This window comes from Ileibacterium valens (assembly GCF_001945525.1).
Lineage (GTDB): Bacteria > Bacillota_I > Bacilli_A > Erysipelotrichales > Erysipelotrichaceae > Ileibacterium > Ileibacterium valens.
Genome location: NZ_MPJW01000277.1, coordinates 1 through 2,011, shown reverse-complemented (window position 1 = coordinate 2,011; position 2,011 = coordinate 1). Strand labels below are relative to the sequence as shown.

Genomic DNA, 2,011 nt, shown 5'->3' with positions numbered 1-2,011 from the left:
ACGGATCGTTCGGTCGCTGTCAGTGATTTCAATCACCGGCTTTGGACTCTCGTCTGATCCTTCCAAATCCAGGAAGACCGTCCTGTCAATTTCTACGAATTCAAGAGCCGCTGAAGCAGGCGATACGGCGGCAGCTTTTCTGCGCCAGTACTGGAAGGTGGATAAAGCCAGGCCGTTTTGGACGCAGAAGCCAGCCTGAGTCAGACCTGACACCTGATATTGATCAACCAGGTTCATCCACTGTTCCTGATTCAGTTCACGGGATTTGGAAAACAGATAATTATGCATAAAATCCTCCAGTTCTAGTCGAATACAGAATATCGACTGGAACCGGAGGATCTAAGCCCGTGCAAATTTCAAAAGGTTACTAGTCTCCTGCCAAAATACGGCATGTCTTGTTTTTCTCTTCGGATTACCTCATTTTTTAAATATCGAGTTAAATATTGACTGTTTACGTGCAAGCGCTTTCTGTTAAGATGTTAGATAAAGAAGCCCTAACAGGCAAAGGAGAAATTGTTTATTATGAATCGTTTTACCTTACCTCGTGATTTGTATCATGGAGAAAATGCACTTGATGCCTTGAAAACTTTAGAAGGAAAGAAAGCAAGCGTTGTAGTCGGCGGTGGAAGTATGAAACGCTTTGGCTTCCTTGATAAAATTGCGAAAAATCTTCAGGAAGCCGGAATGGAAGTGCAGCTGATCGAAGGCGTAGAGCCAGATCCAAGCGTTGAAACAGTAATGAAAGGCGCTGCTATGATGCGTGAATTTGAACCGGACTGGATTGTTGCCGTTGGCGGCGGAAGTCCTATTGATGCTGCAAAAGCGATGTGGGCTTTCTATGAATACCCGGAAATCACTTTTGAAGATCTGATTACTCCATTCAGCTTCCCAACGCTGCGTACAAAAGCAAAATTTGCAGCAATCCCATCGACTTCCGGTACTGCAACTGAAGTTACCGCTTTTTCAGTAATTACTGATTACTCCAAAGGTGTTAAATATCCATTAGCTGATTTCAACATCACTCCCGATGTAGCCATTGTTGATCCAGCTCTAGCCGAAACGATGCCTCCAAAGCTGACTGCGAATACAGGTATGGATGCTTTAACCCATGCGATTGAAGCCTATGTTTCGACATTACATTGCGACTACACCGATCCACTCGCTTTACATGCCATCAAGATGATCAGAGACAACCTGGTGGATTCCTATAATGGAGATATGGCTGCCCGTGATCGCATGCATAATGCGCAGTGTCTGGCTGGTATGGCTTTCTCTAACGCTTTGCTTGGAATTGTTCACTCCATGGCTCATAAAACAGGGGCCGCTTATTCCGGCGGCCATATTGTTCATGGTGCTGCAAATGCAATGTATCTGCCTAAAGTGATTGCCTATAATGCCAAAGAACCAGAAGCTGAAAAACGTTATGGCGAAATCGCTGCATTTATCGGTCTAGAACCAACTTCAGCCGCTCTGATCGAGTGGATCAACAACATGAATCAGCAGCTGAACATCGCTCCATCCATCAAAGAATATGAAGGCGGAATTATCGACGAAGCTGAATTCCTTGAAAAACTTCCTGTGGTTGCTGAACTGGCCGTTGGCGATGCCTGCACTGGCTCTAACCCACGTTCCATCACTCCGGCTGAAATGGAAAAACTTCTGAAAGCCTGCTTCTACAACGAACCAGTAGATTTCTAAATCAGAAACCAGATCGTGAAATTAATATAAAGTCCTCTGCAATTTAGAGGGCTTTTTATATTACTCGATTTCTTCAAAATTCCACTTCTGAATCAACGGCTTACCAACATACGTTAAAGACTCAACCAGGCAGAAAAAGAAAGATGAAGAAAGACAAAGAAAAAGGAGAAACGCGACTAACGTTTCGTAACCTTTTGAAATTTGCACGGGCTTTTATTCCCGGTTATCCCTGAATACCATCAAAGGCGGAAATCTTCTCTGTGCTCCAGCTTTCCTCTCAGGAAAGTCGGAAACGGAAGATTTCCGCCTTTTG

General features: G+C 44.3%; 2 protein-coding genes. One reads left to right on the top strand and one right to left on the bottom strand.

Annotated elements, in window-relative coordinates:
- Positions 1-288 (bottom strand): IS66 family insertion sequence element accessory protein TnpA (gene tnpA / locus BO222_RS12730; RefSeq protein WP_198931968.1); only part of this gene is annotated, 288 nt, incomplete at its 3' end.
- Positions 289-522: 234 nt separating this feature from the next.
- Here tnpA and BO222_RS12725 point away from each other — a divergent pair.
- A complete protein-coding gene (locus tag BO222_RS12725; protein WP_075821110.1) occupies positions 523-1,698 on the top strand; it encodes an iron-containing alcohol dehydrogenase in 1,176 nt (391 codons plus the stop codon).
- Positions 1,699-2,011 lie beyond the last annotated feature (313 nt).